Raw genomic sequence first — 13,857 nt, forward strand, 5'->3', positions numbered from 1 at the left:
GTCACACTCCCTGGGCCGCGGCTTCGCGCGCCCGGCCGAGGGCGTCGAGCTGTCCGAGGACGTCCAGGGCCAACGAGTAGGAGGTGCCGGGCTGTTCGTCCACCAGGGCGCGGGCGCGGCGCAGCTTGACCTCGATGTTGCGCAGCTGCATGCCGTGCCGGCCGTCGTCCTTGGGCGCCGGTTCCATCTGTTCGTTGCCGAGCAGATGGGCGGCCTCGGAGAGCAACGCCTTGGCCAGCTCGATCAGTTCGATGCTGCGGATCGGCGGCTGCTGGTACATCTGGTGGGCCTGGACCATGACCTCGGTGACGCGCTCGGTGATGCTCCAGGACACCGGGACGCGCCGCTTCTGGATGTCGGCCTCGGGGTAGGCGGCGTGCACGTTGTCCCACAGGCCCGCGCCCTCGCCCTCGCGGATCCGGCGGCGCCACATGTGGTCGAAGACGGCCTCGGCGAGCCCGAGCAGCCGGTCGTGCGAGGCCAGGTTCCGCGAGAGCGTGCACAGTTGGACGGTCCGCTTGAGCAGCTGCGCCGAGAAGTCGCTCATGGACCAGGTCATGGCCGGCCCGACCCGCTCACTGCCCTGGAGGGGCAGGGCGACACCGATGTTGTGCAGGGTGTGGACCATGGGGTCGTCCATCGTCATACGGCTGGTGATGCGGCCGCGTTCGGCGAGGCGCTCCATGATGGTGACCGTGCGGTTGAGGTCGTCGTCGGTGGCCCGTCGCCGCATCAGGTCGTGCACGAGGATGGCGGCGACGGAGAGGGAGAAGTACTCGGACTCCAGCTTCTGTCCGGTCGTACGCCAGGGGATGTCCTCCAGGGGCCAGCGCTCGGCGTCGAAGCGGGCGATGCGGGACCAGTACTGCTGGGTCAGCTCCCAGCGCAGTCGCAGCGCCTCGGCGAGCCTCTGCTGCTCGGTGTTGAGCAGGCCGAGCGTGAGGGTCCGGTCGGAGAACAGGTCCTGGATGCCGTCGAGGGCGACCACGGTGAAGTACAGATACGGCACCGCGTTGGCGACGCCCTCGGGCTGGGGTCCGATGGGTTCGTCGGTCTCGACCTCGGGGGCGTCCTTCACCAGGGACCAGGCCCAGCCGCACTCGAAGAGCTGGCTCTCGTCCTTCAGGCCTTCCTGGACGTCGATACCGAGCTGGAGGCTCTCCACGATCGCGGCCCGCAGCGGCCGGAAGCGGTCCTGGAACTTCTTCAGCACCTGGCGCTGCGAGAGCCGTCCCTGGCCGAGGAGTTCGCACAGGGTCTGGCCCTGGGAGGCGTCGGTGTCGAAGACGTTGACGGTGAAGGAGCGCAGCAGGCTGACCATGGCCGCGGTGAGCCGGGCACTGGTGGCGGAGCGCAGCTCGGCGATGGTCTCCCTGATGTCGGTGCGCCGGGTCTTGCTCTCGTAGATCTTGAGGAAGCCGAGGGTGGCCAGGCACAGCGTGATGGACATCGAGTAGGAGTCGACGACGCCGAGCTGGCGCTGCTCCTCGGTGAGTTCCTCGGTCTGGTCGCGGGCGCCGAAGTAGTAACCCCCGGCGAAGGTGGGCCGTTTGTCCTCGCCGGTGTGGGTGCGCATGAACTCGGCGGCGGCGGTGACGAGGTTGGCCGGAATGTCCAGCCTGCCGCCGGCCTTCTTCAGCACCTGCTGGACGTCGTCCTGGGTGGTGTCCGGATCGTCGAGCCGGAACGCGGGGATCTCCGTGGCCGGATAGAACAGGCAGAGCAGCCGCTCCGCGTCGGCGACGCTGCTCTCGCCGCCCCATTCACCCCAGTTCCACCCTCCGCCCTCGAACGAGTGGCGACCGAGCGCCTGCCAGATGTCCAGCAGATGCTGGCGTGGCTTGATCTGCATCCCATGCCCCTCACACAGGCCGCACTGCCATCGAATTGAGGAAAAATCCCTCTTCTGTTTTCAGTCACCCAAGCGTTTCGGGCGGCGAGGCCTCAGGCACCCAGCGGCGGAATGCGAGAATCCGAATTCCGCCGGCCGCAGGCGACGATCATTCCGGAATATCCGTCCCGCAGGGCTGCCGAGGATTTCAGGCGCTCGGTCGTGAAGTCGACCGCGAATCGCGCCAGACTCGCGTTCACCTCGGGCTCGCCCACGTCACAGGCCGGGAAGAATTGCTCACCCGCGTGATAACCCTTGGAATGCTCCATGAAGGCGGCGGCGAACGGCGCACCGGGAGCGAGGGCGCGCAGGAAGCACTCCACGCCCCGGTCGAACTCCTCGCGGGAGGTGGTCATCGACTCGGCGACGAAGAACATGGTCCCCATCGACCACCGGCCCTCGTGCCGCACGAGCTCGAAGAGGTCGCCCTCCTCCACCCCGACGACATCGCGGAACCGGGCCCTCGGGTCCATGTCGAGGGCGCCGTAGGCGTCGTTCTTGCACAGCACGCGCCAGAACTGGTCCCAGTTGCCGTCGTAGGAGCCCACCTGGGAGCGCAGGTAGCGGACGTTGGCCGAGGAGCGCTCGAAGAGCGTGATCTCGTCGCACCAGGGCAGCATGGCGAGCGCGGGGTAGAGATTCGCGCCGGCGCCGACGTCGATACCCGAAACGGGTCGTTCACCACGCTTCGGAAAATGATCGCCGAAATGATCCCGGATGACAGAAAGGATCTCCGCGTCCTCCGCCTGTAAGTCGCGGTAGTTGTGATCAACGTAGGCGATCGGGTCGAATGCCGCCCAGGACACATCCGCATTCAGCTGGGCATCCCCCGAGGATCTCAAGGTCATTCTTCAACGGTACCAACGCCGGGGGCGCGAGGGATCCCCCGCGCGCAAATGTGACAAACAAAGGGCCCTGCGGGGCGCACCGGGGGCGCACGGTGGCGAATGGATTCCCGCGACCTGATCCGGCCTTGAACGGCCGGATTGTCCCGCTCAAGATGGTCGGAACTCTGCCGAACACACCCGAAAGGCAGACACCTCGCGTGTCGCCCGTACCACCCGTACGAGTGTCAACGCGCACCTGGCCCTAACCCGCAGGGGGCGGCATGGCGGCTCTTCCAGAGGAACGTTTCCCTTCGTACAGCGGCCGCGTCGGCCCTGTCTTCTTCCGCGACCGGGCGTTCATCGACCGGCCCCTGACGATGAGAGGCGTCACCGAGGCCGACCTGCCCGAACTCGTGCGCGTGGACCGCGAGGCGTTTCCCGAGGAGCCCTACCCCTACTTCGTGCTGCGGCAGTTGTACGACCTCCACGGCGACCGGCTGCTGGTCCTGGACGACGGGGAACGGCTGCACGGCTACGTGCTGTTCCCCGTCTCCTCGGACGGCCACCAGGGCTGGATCATGAGCCTGGGCGTGACCCGGGACCAGCGCGGGCGGGGCCTGGGCCGGTGGCTGATGCTGGAGGTGCTGCGCCGGCTGCGCGCCGAGGGCGTGCGCGAGGTCCGGCTGACGGTGGAGCCGGCGAACGCCGCCGCCATCATGCTGTACCGGTCGATCGGCTTCTCCTCCGACGAAGGGGTGTGCAAGGAGTACTTCGGGCCCGGCGAGGACCGGCTGGTGATGACGCTGGGGCTGTGAGAGTCATGGCCCTGTGAGACTCAGGGGTTTCCCGGAGGCCGGAGATGGGGGTAAACCCCCCTGCGAATCGGGTTGTTGCCCGGATGTGTGGGGCGCCTCCGGTCCGCGAGGCTCGTGGGTATGAAGCAGATCGCGAAGTGCGCAGCCCTGATCACCGCGACCGGAGTCGCCCTCGGCCTCGCCGTGCCGGTCGGCGCCTCCGCCGCCGGCGCCCGCCCGTCCGGCGCCGGCGCCGTCAACGCCTCGGACACCCGCGCCGAGCCGCTGAAGTGGGCCGAGTGCGAGGGCGAGGGCCTCGACCCCCGCCAGCGGTGCGCCACGCTCTCCGTCCCGATGGACTACGCCGATCCCGACGGCCCGACCGTAGACATCGTCATCTCCCGGATCCGCAGCGAGAACCCCGAGGCCCGCCGGGGCGTCCTGCTGATGATCCCCGGCGGCCCCGGCGGCGACAGCCTGTCCCACCCCTCCGACGAGGGCCAGATGATGCCGAAGAAGGTGCGGGAGGCCTACGACCTGGTCGGGTTCGCCCCGCGCGGGAACGCCCCCTCGACGGCCGTCACCTGCGGCCTGGAGCGAAGCGACCTCGCCCTCACCAAACTGCGGCCCTGGCCCGCCGCCGACGGCTCGGTCACCGAGAACATGGTGACCGCGCAGCGCATGTCCGAGGCCTGCGCGAAGAACGGCGGCGAGCTGATCCGGCACATCAGCACCAAGAACGAGGCCCGGGACATCGACCGCATCCGCGCCGCGCTCGGCGAGCGAAAGCTCTCCGCGTGGGGCGTCTCCTACGGCACCTATGTCGGCGCCGCCTACCTCGAACTGTTCCCGCACCGCACCGACCGGATCGTGCTGGACAGCAACGACCACCCCGACCCCGTCCACGCCGAGCGGGCCTGGCTCGCCGCCTTCGAGCAGGGCGTCGAGGACGTGTTCCCCGAGTTCGCCAAGTGGGCGTCACGGCCCGGCAACCCGGACCGGGTGGCCCGTACGCCCCAGGAGGTGCGGTCGAGGTTCCTGGAGCTGGCCGCCCGTCTCGACCGCGAGCCGCTGCCCTGGCCCGGCGCCAACCCGCCCGAGCTGAGCGGCAACGAGCTGCGTCAGGCCATGCTCAACGCCATGTACGACCCGGACGACTTCCGCTCACTGGCCAGGCTGATCCGCGCGGCCGAGACGGGCACAGGACTGCCCGCGCCGCAGTCGCCGCCCGAGGAGATGCTGCAGAACATGGCCGGGATGGGCGCCGGGACCATATGCAACGACGCCGCGTGGCCCTCGGACCCGGCCGTCTACCAGAAGGACGTCACCGAGAGCCGGGCCAAGTACCCGCTCACGGCGGGCATGCCGCGCAACGCGATGCTGTGCGCCGCCTGGCCGTTCCCCCCGAAGGAGGCGCCGGTACGGGTCACCGACCAGGGCCCATCCAACGTCCTGATGATCCAGAACGAGCGGGATCCGGCCACCCCGCTCAGCGGTGCCCTGAAGCTGCGCGAGGCGCTCGGCGAGCGGGCGGTCATGGTGGTCAACGACTCCACGGGTCATGACGCCTACCTCCTCAACGGCACCCCGTGCGGCGACCGGCTGGTCTCCCGCTTCCTGGCGACCGGGGACCGTCCGGAGCACGACGTCTACTGCGACTGACCCCGGGGCGGCCGAACGCCCAGGGGCGAGGGCGCGGTGCGCGGAACGGCAACCAGCAGTGCGTGACTCGGCAACCAAAGGCACGACGGCTCGCGTCGATCATGGGAGAGATCGTTCGACGACCGTACGACCGAAACCGTACGACCGAAGGAGAGCAGCCCGTGGGCCTCGACCGCCGAGCCTTACTCACGACCGCCACCGCCACCCTCGCCGCCACGGCCATCGGCACGTCGGCCGCCACCGCGGCCGACGCGGACGTCACCGCCCGGCTGCGCGCCCTGGAGGAGGAGCACGGCGGCCGCCTGGGCGTGTACGCGCACAACCCGGTGACCGGCCGCACCGTCCGCCACCGCGCCGACGAACTCTTCCCGATGTGCTCGCTGTTCAAGACCCTGGCGGCGGCCGCCGTCCTGCGCGACCTGGACCGCCACGGCGAGGTGCTGTCCCGCAAGGTCCACTACACCGAGACCGACCTGGTGGAGCCGGTCTCCGACCCGATCAGGGAGCACCTGGCCGACGGGCTGACGATCGCCGAGCTCGCGGAGCTGGCCATCACCCGCAGCGACAACACCGCGGGCAACCTCCTGCTGCGCGAGCTCGGCGGCCCCACCGCCGTCACCCGCTTCGCCCGCTCCTTCGGCGACCGGGTCACCCGCCTGGACCGCTGGGAACCGGACCTCAACACGGCCGAGCCCGGCCGGGTCACGGACACCACCAGCCCCGCCGCGATCGGCCGCACCTACGGCCGGCTGGTCCTCGGCGACGCGCTCAACCGCCGGGACCGCGAGCAGCTCACCCAGTGGCTGCTGCGCAACACCACCTCCACCGCCCGCTTCCGCGCGGGCCTGCCCCCGTCCTGGACGCTCGGTGACAAGACGGGCTCGGGCTCGTACGGCACCGCCAACGACGCGGGCGTCGCCTGGACCGAGGCGGGCGTCCCGATCGTCCTGTCCGTCCTGACCACCAAGCCCGAACAGAACGCGCCCTGGGACAACGCCCTGGTCGCGAAGACGGCCGCCGTCCTGGCCGAGACGCTCGGCTGACGCTCAGCCGAACCGCCGTACGTACCGCCGCTGCCACGGCGTCTCCACCGCGCGAGGGTCGTAGTGGCGGCGGACGTAGGCGACGGCCTCCCCGGGCGGCACCCCGTCCAGCACCGCGACACAGGCCAGCGCCGTCCCCGTACGCCCGCGTCCGCCGCCGCAGGCGACCTCGACGCGCTCGTCCGCCGCCCTGCGCCAGACCTCGGCCAGCGCCGCGCGGGCTGCCTCGCGGTCGGCCGGGAGACGGAAGTCCGGCCAGCGGATCCAGCCGGAGGCCCAGGCGACTTCCGGCGGGCGCCGGCCCAGGAGGTAGACGCCGTACGACGGCGGTGGCGTGTCCGCGGCGAGGGGGCGGCGCAGGGCGCGGCCCCGGATCAGGCGTCCCGAGGGGAGCCGTAGTACGCCTGGAGCCTGTTCGTCCCACGGAGCTTGTTCGTCCCACGGAGTCTGTTTGTCCCACTCTTCGCCGGCCGTCATGGACGTATTCGAACCCCGTCCCCGGCCGCGGGCAACCGAATCCGGTCGGGTGGTGGTCTGGAGGGCGAGGGAGGGTGCTTGATGCAGGTCGAACTAGAAGACCGGTTCCAGGAGTTCGTCAGAGCCCGGTGGACTCATCTCGTGCGGACCGCCTATCTGCTCACGGGCGACGCGCACCACGCCGAGGACCTGACGCAGACGGCGCTGGCCAAGGCGTACCGGTCCTGGCGGCGGGTGGCGCGCAGCGACAATCCGGAGGCCTACGTCCGCCGGATGCTGGTCAGCTGCAACAGCGACCGGTTCCGCAAGCGGCGGGTGCCCGAGGCGCTGACCGCGGCACCGCCGGAGTCGGCGGGCCGGGACGAGGCGTACGCGTGGGCCGACGAGCGCAGCGCGCTGCTGCCCGCGCTGGCCGGGCTGCCGCCGCGGCAACGGGCGGTGGTGGTGCTGCGGTACTGGGAGGACCTGTCCGAGGCGGAGGTCGCCGACGCGCTCGGCTGCTCGCCCGGCACGGTCAAGAGCCAGGCGTCCAAGGGACTCGCGAAGCTGCGGGCGTATCCAGGGCTCGCGCACAGTCAGATGTCGACGGGGAGAGCCACACATGAGTGACGAGCGGGACTTCGAGGAGCAGGTGCGCGAGCTGCTGGCGCGGGACGCGTCCACCGTGCGGCCGTCCCCGGCGCCGTATCCGCAGATCCGCCGCCGGGGTGCCGTCGAGCGGCGGCGCCGGGTGGTGGCGGCCGGGGCGGTGCTGGTGACGCTGGCCGCGCTGCCCGTCGGGGCCTACGCGGTCGCCGGGGACGGCGGCAAGGGCGTGTCCACGGCCGCCTCGCCCACCCCGACGGTCAGCGTGAGCCGGACCCCGGCGCCGACCCCGTCCGGACCGGCGCGCCCCGCCACCGACGGGCAGCTGCGGGACGGGATCACCTACGAGCAGGCGGCGGACGCGGTGGACGCCTGCCTCGCCTACGACGAGCAGCACACGGCCGGCCCGCGGGACGCGGACCTCGGCCCGGCGGACAAGTACCGGATCATCCTGGCGATGAACAGCACCGGCGACTCCAACGCGCCCGGTGACGGCATCTTCGTCGTCGCGGTGGACAAGGACGATCCGAGCGGGACCCGGCTGATCTGCAACATCCGCGAGGGCGAGGCGCAGGGCCTGAACATCAGCAGCGGCGACTCGGGCATCCCGGACGCCCCGGCCGTCATGCCGGACATGAACGGCGGCAAGCTCTACCAGCAGTCCTTCCTCGACAAGGGCAGCTGGCGGCTGCCCTTCCGCTGGGGCGTGATCGGCACCTTCGAGCCGTCGGTCGCGAAGGTCACCGTCACCTACGGCGACGCGACCAGCGAAGCGGCCCTGGACCACGGCTGGTTCGTGGCCTCCGGCGTCCTCGACCAGCAGGTCACGGCGGCCCCCCGGGTCAAGGGCTACGACGCGGGCGGCAAGCTCGTCTACGACTCCGACACGGACACGTACTACGAGAAGACGCTGCCGTAAGAGCCCTGCGAGCTCCAAGGGCCCCTCCGAGCTCCAAGGGCCCTGCGAGGGGGGTGCCGCACAGGGGTCGGCACCCCCCTCGGGCATCGCCGTCACGGGTGCCGGCCGCGGGTCACGGCCCAGGGCTGACCACAGGGGCCGTCCGGGCCTCGATTCCGTGGAAGTGGACCTCCATCGCGCGCTGCGCGCCCTCGACGTCCCGGGCGCGCAGCGCGTCGACGATGTCGCGGTGGCGGCGGACGGTGACGTCGGGGGCCGGCTGGTCCGGTCGGCCGAGCGCACCGGAGACCCGCCGGAAGACGGTCCAGAAGGCGCCGAGCAGCTGCGGCACGAGGGCGTTGCCGAGTGAGGCGTAGAGCAACTCGTGGAATTCCCGGTCGAGTTCGTCGAAGGGCAGCCCCGCGCGCCCGGCCGCGTCCATCCGGTCCACCACCGTCTCCAGCCGGTCCAGCTCCGCCTCGGTGAGCGTCGTCGCCACCCGGCGGATCAGCCCCTCCTCCAGCACCTCGCGCACCTGGAGGATCTCGGCGAGCGCCCCGGTGTCGTCCTCGCGCCGGGCGAGCGCGCGGAAGGTCAGCCCGTCGACCAGCGGGGTCATCGAGGCATGGCCGACATAGGTGCCGTAGCCGTGCCGGATCTCCACGATGTCCAGCGCCTGGAGCGCCTTGAGCGCCTCGCGGACGGAGTTGCGGCTCACCTTGAGGTCCGCCATCAGCTCCGACTCGGTCGGCAGCGGCGCGCCGGGGCCGAGCCGGCGGTCGAGGATCAGCTGGACCACCGCGCGCCGTATGCGACTGTTCCCGGTCTCCCCGGCCATGCGCGGCATCGTACGCGCGAGGGACGTCCCACGTCCCACCTCCGGAGACACCCCGGTCCAACTCACGGCATTCCGGGCCACCATTGGTCCGACCTGTGGCGGAATAGGCCATTCGCGTGTGATGCCTTGACCGCCCCCATCCCCGCTCCTATGGTCACGGCTGACCGTCAGGACGTAGGACGTCGTATCTCCCCTCCCCCCCACTCCCCCCTCTGGTCCTTCTGGAGCCCCACCCTTCCTTCTGGAGGAACCGTGCGCGACGTGACCCCCGACGTGCCGGCGCCCGGTCGCCGGACCTTCCTGAAACACACCGGCGCGCTGGGCGCCGCCGCCGCGGTCTCCGCGTCCCTGTCGGCCTGTTCGGCCGGGCCGGAGTCCACCAACGACACCGGGAGCGGGGCAGGCGGCCCGAACCGGACCCTGACCGCGGTGATCGGCTACGGCAACGACGGCAGCTGGGACCCGACGCAGACGGCGTCGGCGTTCTGCATGGCCGCGAACAACCACATCTACGAGGGCCTGCTCGACACCGACCCGATCTCGCGTGAGCCGTACGCGGCGCTCGCCACCCAGGTGCCGGCCGACCCGAACGCCACGACCTGGCGGTTCACCCTGCGCGAGGGCGCGACCTTCCACGACGGCGAGCCGGTCACCGCCGACGACGTGGTGTTCGTCTTCGACCGGATCCTCGACCCGAAGACCCAGACCCTGGCCAAGGGCTTCTTCGCGAGCTGGCTGAAGGAGGCTCGCAAGGTCGACACGCGGACCGTCGAGCTCGTCCTCAGGTTCCCCTTCCCCGACGGCCTGTCCCGGCTCACCCTCGCCAAGGTCATGCCGAAGCACGTCTACTCCCGGCCGGGCGCCTGGGACGACGCCATCGCGGGCAAGGCGATCGGCTCGGGCCCGTACCGGCAGACCGCGCACCACCCGAAGTCCAACACCACCTTCGAGGCGTACGCCGCGTACAACGGCCCGCGCAGGCCGGCCTTCAAGCGGATGAACTGGCTGACGATCGTGGACGCGGCCCCGCGCGTGGCCCGTATCTCGGGGTCGAGCGCCGGGGCGCAGATCTCCGACAACATCCCGTACGCCAACATCGGCCGGCTCACCGAGGGCGGGCTCACGGTCGCGGGCGGGGCCGGGATGAACAACCTGTTCCTGATGTTCAACACCGAGCACAAGCCGTTCGACGACGTGCGGGTGCGGCAGGCGCTGCACTACGCCATCGACACCGAGAAGATGGTCGAGGTGGCCCTCAAGGGGCACGGCAAGCCGGCGAGTTCCTTCCTGAACGAGGCCAACCCGAGCTATCGGCGCGCCAAGACGGTCTACGACTACGACCCGGACCGCGCGAAGGCGCTGCTGAAGGAGGCCGGGGTCAGCGGGTTGAAGATCGACATCCTGGCGGTGAACGTCAGCTGGATCGTCGACTGCCTGCCGACCGTCAAGTCCTCCTGGGACGCCGTCGGGGTGAGGACGACGCTGTCGCCGCAGGAGACCACGGCCGTGTTCACCAAGATGGACCAGAAGCAGGACTACCAGGTAGTCGCCGCCGCCTCGAACCCCAACCAGTTCGGCCTCGACGCCGATCTGATCATGCATTACAACTACGGGCCGGCCAACCTGTGGATGGGTTACACGCGGTGGGCGAACGACCCGGTCGCACGGCAGCTCTTCAAGGACATGGACCAGGCCACGCGGGAGCCCGACCCGGACCGGAAGAAGACGATGATCCAGGACTACGTCGACGTCGTCGCCGAGCAGGCCGTGCTCTACCCGGTCGTCCACAACGAGCTGATGACGGCCTGGGACGCCGGACTGCTCAGCGGGATAAGGGCACAGCCGTACCCCGGGATCAACGTGCTCCAGGCGAAGTGGGCCTAGCGGCATGACGGCCGTCGTACGGATCCTGATCCGCCGTGTCGTCCTGCTGGTCCCCCTGATGCTCGGCATCGTGCTGTTCGTGTTCCTGGTGATGCGCTTCTCGAAGGTCGACCCGGCGTCGGCCTTCTTCCAGGGCGCGAACCCGACGCCCGAGCAACTCCACCAGTTCCGTGAGGAGAACGGCCTGCTCGATCCGCTGCCCGTGCGCTACGTCGCCTTCGTGGGCGATCTGCTGAACGGGGACCTGGGCACCAGCGCGCTGACCCGGGGCGAGGTCGTCGACCAAGTGATGACCGCGCTGCCGCTCACCATGCAGCTCACCTTCCTCGGCCTCGGCATCGCGACGGTGCTGGCGCTGCTCGGCGGCATCACCGCGGCCGTCTACCGCGACCGGCTGCCGGACCAGATCATCCGGGTGGTCTCGCTGACCGGCGTGGCCGCGCCCGGCTTCTGGCTGGCGCTGCTGATGATCCAGTACCTGGCCGTGGACCTCGGCTGGTTCCCGACCGGCGGCTACATCAACCCGGCGGACTCCTTCACCGGCTGGCTGAAGACGATGACGCTGCCCGCGCTCGCCCTCTCGCTGCCGGTGGCGGCCCAGCTCACCCGGATCGTGCGGACCTCGGTGGTGGAGGAACTGGACAAGGACTACGTCCGTACGGCCATCGGCAGCGGTCTGCCGCCGCGGGTGGTCGTGGGCCGCAACGTCCTGCGGAACGCCCTCGTCAATCCGCTCACCGTGCTCGGTCTGCGGGTCGGCTACCTGCTGGGCGGCGCGGTCGTCATCGAGACGATCTTCTCGCTGCCCGGCATGGGCAAGCTGATGATCGACGCCGTGAAGAACGGCGATCCGGCGGTCGTCCAGGGTGTCGTCCTGACCACGGCCTTCGGTTTCGTCATCGTCAACCTCGTGATCGACATCCTCTACCTGCTGGTCAACCCGCGACTGAGGGACACGGCCGCATGATCATGAACCGCAAGGAGCTCACCGCGGCCCTCTCCCGGCCCGGCGTCCGGCTGCGCGGCCGGCGCCGACTGCCGCTGCTGTCGAAGCTGGCCGTCTGCTTCCTGGCCCTGATCGTCCTCGTCGCCGTGTTCGCGCCGCTGCTCGCCCCGTACGATCCGCTGGAGCAGCTACCGCCCGTCGACGGCACCGGACACCCCTCCCCCGAGCACTGGATGGGCCAGGACAGCCTGGGCCGGGACATCCTCAGCCGCCTGATGTACGGCGCCCGCTGGTCGCTGGCGATCGGCCTCGGCGCCACCGCGCTCGCCCTGGTGGCGGGCGCGCTGATCGGAGCGGTGGCGGCGACGTCCCGCAAGGCGGTCGACGAGACGCTGATGCGCTGTCTGGACGTGGTGATGGCGTTCCCCGGCATCGCGCTGGCCGCCGTCCTGGTCGCCGTCTTCGGCGGCGGCATCACCGTCCTGATGTGCGCGATCGCGTTCCTGTTCACGCCGCCGGTCGCGAGGGTCGTACGGGCCAACGTCCTCGACCAGTACGGCGAGGACTACGTGACCGCGGAACGGGTGATCGGCGCCCGCACCCCGCACATCGTCTGGCGGCATGTGGCCGTCAACTGCGCGGCTCCGGTCCTGGTCTTCTGCACGGTGCAGGTCGCCGAGGCCATCGTCTTCGAGGCGTCGCTGTCCTTCATCGGCGCCGGAGTGCGGCCCCCGGACCCGTCGTGGGGCAGTGTCATCGCGGACGGCAAGAACATGGTGCTGACCGGGGGCTGGTGGGCGACCGTCTTCCCGGGCCTGGTGATCCTGTTCACCGTGCTCGCGCTGAACATCCTCTCCGAGGGCGTCTCGGACGCCTGGGCGGCCCCGGCGGCGCGGGAGGTGGAGGTCCCCGAGGACGCGGACCGGATCGAGGCGCCGCGGCCCGGCAGCGGGGAGGTCACCCGGCTGCCCGGACTGACGGAGGCCGCCCGCCGACTGCGCTCCAGGGCCCGTCCGTTGCCCGCCGGGGTCCAGCCGGTGCTGGCCGTGGAGAACCTCGCCATCGGTTTCGAGGCCCGCCACCGGGGCGTGGACATCGTCGACGGGATCAGCTTCGAGGTGCGGCCCGGCGAGGTGCTGGGCCTGGTCGGCGAGTCGGGCTGCGGCAAGTCCCTCACCGCGCTCACCCTCATGGGCCTTCAGCCCAAGGGCGCCCGGGTGCGCGGACAGGTCCGCTTCCACCAGCGGGACCTGCTGGCCGAGCCGATGCGGGTACGGCGCAAGCTGCTCGGCCACGAGATGGCGATGGTCTACCAGGACGCCCTGTCCTCCCTGAACCCGGCGATGACCATCCGCGCCCAGCTCAAACAGGTCGTACGGCGCGGAGGCCGCCGGAGTCCCCGGGAACTGCTCACTCTCGTGGGTCTCGACCCCGAACGCACCCTGCGCAGCTACCCGCACGAGCTCTCCGGCGGGCAGCGCCAGCGCGTGCTGATCGCGATGGCCCTGTCCCGGGACCCGAAGCTGATCGTGGCCGACGAGCCCACCACCGCGCTGGACGTCACCGTGCAGGCGCAGATCATGGCGCTGCTGCTGCGGCTGCGCGAGGAACTGGGCTTCGCGCTGATCCTGGTCTCGCACGACCTGGCCCTGGTCGCCGACGTCACCGACCGGGTGGTGGTGATGTACGGCGGACAGGTCGTCGAGACCGGGGTGACCGCCGATCTGGTCGAGGCACCGGCGCATCACTACACGCGCGGGCTGCTCGGCAGCGTGCTGTCGCTGGAGGGCGCCGCCGAACGGATGACGCAGATCAAGGGCGTCGTCCCGTCCCCCGCCGACTTCCCCGCGGGCTGCCGCTTCGCCGATCGCTGTCCGCAGGCGACCGAGGTGTGCCGGACCCACCCGCCCGACCTGGCCGGCACCGCCACCCACACGGCGGCCTGCCACCATCCGGCGATCGAACTGGTGGAGACGGAGGTCGTCAATTGAACGCCCCGACGAAGGCCGTGA

Annotated in this window: 12 protein-coding genes; 8 read left to right on the forward strand and 4 right to left on the reverse strand. The window is 70.7% G+C overall.

The features are described from left to right. Position 1: 1 nt before the first annotated feature. Positions 2 to 1,852, reverse strand: coding sequence for an SCO2524 family protein (locus tag AC068Z_RS29300; protein ID WP_478562001.1), 1,851 nt, complete (start codon positions 1,850 to 1,852; stop codon positions 2 to 4). A gap of 92 nt (positions 1,853 to 1,944) precedes the next feature. Then, on the reverse strand, positions 1,945 to 2,739 hold the full coding sequence (locus tag AC068Z_RS29305; protein WP_478562003.1) for an SCO2525 family SAM-dependent methyltransferase: 795 nt from the start codon (positions 2,737 to 2,739) through the stop codon (positions 1,945 to 1,947). 260 nt (positions 2,740 to 2,999) lie between these two features. Here AC068Z_RS29305 and AC068Z_RS29310 point away from each other — a divergent pair, with 260 nt between their 5' ends. The 3 genes from AC068Z_RS29310 (at position 3,000) to bla (ending at position 6,217) form a co-directional block, all read left to right on the forward strand. Beyond that, positions 3,000 to 3,533, forward strand: coding sequence for a GNAT family N-acetyltransferase (locus tag AC068Z_RS29310; protein WP_478562006.1), 534 nt, complete (start codon positions 3,000 to 3,002; stop codon positions 3,531 to 3,533). Positions 3,534 to 3,653: 120 nt separating this feature from the next. Further along, positions 3,654 to 5,174, forward strand: coding sequence for an alpha/beta hydrolase (locus AC068Z_RS29315; protein WP_478562009.1), 1,521 nt, complete (start codon positions 3,654 to 3,656; stop codon positions 5,172 to 5,174). A 101-nt stretch (positions 5,175 to 5,275) separates the two neighbouring features. Continuing rightward, a complete protein-coding gene (bla, locus tag AC068Z_RS29320) occupies positions 5,276 to 6,217 on the forward strand; it encodes a class A beta-lactamase (protein WP_478562012.1) in 942 nt (313 codons plus the stop codon). Positions 6,218 to 6,220: 3 nt separating this feature from the next. Here the strand turns inward: bla and AC068Z_RS29325 are convergent, their stop codons facing one another. After that, a complete protein-coding gene (locus AC068Z_RS29325; protein WP_478562015.1) occupies positions 6,221 to 6,694 on the reverse strand; it encodes a phosphatase domain-containing protein in 474 nt (157 codons plus the stop codon). 81 nt (positions 6,695 to 6,775) lie between these two features. Here AC068Z_RS29325 and AC068Z_RS29330 point away from each other — a divergent pair, with 81 nt between their 5' ends. Further along, entirely contained in the window at positions 6,776 to 7,303 is a 528-nt protein-coding gene (locus tag AC068Z_RS29330; RefSeq protein ID WP_478562018.1) for a SigE family RNA polymerase sigma factor, read from the forward strand. Further along, entirely contained in the window at positions 7,296 to 8,198 is a 903-nt protein-coding gene (locus AC068Z_RS29335; RefSeq protein ID WP_478562021.1) for a hypothetical protein, read from the forward strand. Before AC068Z_RS29330 ends, AC068Z_RS29335 begins: the two co-directional genes overlap by 8 nt. A gap of 112 nt (positions 8,199 to 8,310) precedes the next feature. Here AC068Z_RS29335 and AC068Z_RS29340 read toward each other — a convergent pair whose 3' ends face one another. After that, positions 8,311 to 9,024, reverse strand: coding sequence for a FadR/GntR family transcriptional regulator (locus AC068Z_RS29340; protein ID WP_478562093.1), 714 nt, complete (start codon positions 9,022 to 9,024; stop codon positions 8,311 to 8,313). 243 nt (positions 9,025 to 9,267) lie between these two features. On the opposite strand from AC068Z_RS29340, the gene AC068Z_RS29345 reads away from it, so the two are divergent. From AC068Z_RS29345 to AC068Z_RS29355, 3 genes are read left to right on the forward strand one after another with little or no spacing between them, the layout of a single operon-like run. Next, the gene (locus AC068Z_RS29345; RefSeq protein ID WP_478562024.1) at positions 9,268 to 10,899 is read left to right on the forward strand and encodes an ABC transporter substrate-binding protein; all 1,632 of its coding nucleotides are present in this window, start codon (positions 9,268 to 9,270) and stop codon (positions 10,897 to 10,899) included. Between the two features lie 4 nt (positions 10,900 to 10,903). After that, the gene (locus tag AC068Z_RS29350) at positions 10,904 to 11,866 is read left to right on the forward strand and encodes an ABC transporter permease (RefSeq protein ID WP_478562027.1); all 963 of its coding nucleotides are present in this window, start codon (positions 10,904 to 10,906) and stop codon (positions 11,864 to 11,866) included. Further along, entirely contained in the window at positions 11,863 to 13,836 is a 1,974-nt protein-coding gene (locus tag AC068Z_RS29355; protein ID WP_478562030.1) for a dipeptide/oligopeptide/nickel ABC transporter permease/ATP-binding protein, read from the forward strand. Before AC068Z_RS29350 ends, AC068Z_RS29355 begins: the two co-directional genes overlap by 4 nt. The last annotated feature ends 21 nt before the right edge of the window (positions 13,837 to 13,857 follow it).

This window comes from Streptomyces sp. NPDC043726, assembly GCF_056436565.1.